Raw genomic sequence first — 1,196 nt, 5'->3', positions numbered from 1 at the left:
GTGCCTTCCATAGAAGAGTGCTCCTTTCCGGCGGTGAGATGGCAACCGCTCACAGCCTAGTCCAAGGGGGCACCTTCTTATATTGCGTCGGCTTTGCGGCAAGAACGGGTTCAGTTTCCGAAACCCGCGTTTTTCAAGCACGACGGCTCCGTAGTTAAGATTGCTGCAGCTAATGTCCGGCTAGCGACAATCCGGAAGGAATTCTATTCGCTGTAGCTATGCTGCTTCAAAGCTGCCAGTTCTTGCCTTGATGCCGACTAGCTCGCTTCTATCTGCGTCAGCACACCATCCCACAGCCTGAGCCGCGCACGAAGCGCTTCCTCGGCAGCTAGGGAGGCCTCCTCCCAGAGCGCCGGGTCGTCATCGCATAGGTCGGCAACCATCTTCAGCGAAAGCGGTCCATGGTCGTCACCGTCAACCTCGATATGCCTTTCCAGATACCAGACAAACTGGTCGAGTTCGCCACTCATCTCCTGGTTTAGCTGACGCACTAGCGATCGAAACATGTCCGGAATCGCATCCTCGCGGCCAAACGCGAAGGCCGCGGCCTGGGCAGCCGACGAACCCCTGTGAATGACTCGGAAGGTAGTCTCGACGAACTCTTTCGCCGCTGCCGGAACTCCTTCGAAACTCAGCCTGTCAACGCCCAGCGGAGCGCAGCTTACTACGTGGCGAATCGCACGTGTATCTGCCTTCACCTGCTCCATCGCTTCGAGATAAATCTCGAAATGACTGATCGGGCGCCCCTGATATTCGTCGCTCTCCTCGCCCAGGACAATCTCGTTGACGAAGCGCCGGCTCATAGGGAAGGGTGTCGGCACCCAAGGTAGATCCACACACGTCAGCGCCCGCTGTAGTACTTTAAGCAGACTCATAAAGTCCCACACCGCGAAGACATGCGACTCCATGAAAAGGCGGACGTGACCGAGCGTACGAATCCGTGGATAGAGGGGATGCGCAGACAACTGCTTGCGCAACGGCGTCAGGCGCCATTCTATGGCTTCAATTGAATTGACTACGCCGATAAAGGTCACTTCCTTATTATCGCTCCCCGATAGCGGTTTCCTCGAAAGCGATCGCTTCATTTCCGGATCGCCGACCATCCACCGAGCGCCGGGATAAACCGGCATGTTGTAGGGGGTGAAAGTCCCCTACAGGAAAGGAAGTAGCGAATCCATCCTGGCCTCGAGTCTTGC

The 1,196-nt window shown here is 56.6% G+C and carries 1 protein-coding gene; it reads right to left on the bottom strand.

Annotation, left to right across the window (positions count from 1 at the left end):
- Positions 1-257: 257 nt before the first annotated feature.
- Positions 258-1,103 carry a DUF3050 domain-containing protein gene (locus Q363_RS31695; RefSeq protein ID WP_245632609.1) on the bottom strand — a complete coding sequence of 282 codons (846 nt, stop codon included), beginning with the start codon at positions 1,101-1,103 and terminating at the stop codon, positions 258-260.
- Positions 1,104-1,196 lie beyond the last annotated feature (93 nt).

The organism is Edaphobacter aggregans DSM 19364 (assembly GCF_000745965.1).
Classification (GTDB): Bacteria; Acidobacteriota; Terriglobia; order Terriglobales; family Acidobacteriaceae; genus Edaphobacter; species Edaphobacter aggregans.
Note: the sequence above shows the minus strand (reverse complement) of the source record. Positions and strands in the feature narration are given on the sequence as shown.

Coding starts and splice junctions, on each gene's coding strand:
- Q363_RS31695 (WP_245632609.1), bottom strand. CDS start 1,103: ATGGTCGGCGATCCGGAAATGAAGCGATCGCTTTCGAGGAAACCGCTA.